Raw genomic sequence first — 348 nt, forward strand, 5'->3', positions numbered from 1 at the left:
TTTAAAAATATAACCGTCACCTCTATTAATAGGAAGATTATCATATTGATGTTCCCAATTAGATCTTCCGTTAGTGGCAGGAGAGTAGGTGTATATCCAGTATTTTGCTAAAGAAATAGGATCTGTAGCAGCACCATCATAACCCTTCTTAAAATTAATTATTTTGGGGTTGTCTATATCAGTACCATCTCTAAGTACGTCTTTTAAAGTATAGGTGTTAGTCCCAGAAGTAACTGGCGAACTCATATAATTATAACGATACAAACTAGGTACCGTAGAATTTTGGTCTACAAGTAAATTACCCGTACCAGAAACCATACTAGTGTTCGGGTGTGTTTGTACTAATTG

The 348-nt window shown here is 35.1% G+C and carries 1 pseudogene; it reads right to left on the reverse strand.

The features are described 5' to 3' along the window. Positions 1-348, reverse strand: a pseudogene (locus MPF19_RS19545) (hypothetical protein); the annotation flags it as partial.

The organism is Polaribacter sp. Z014 (genome assembly GCF_023555435.1).
In the GTDB taxonomy this organism is placed as follows: Bacteria; Bacteroidota; Bacteroidia; order Flavobacteriales; family Flavobacteriaceae; genus Polaribacter.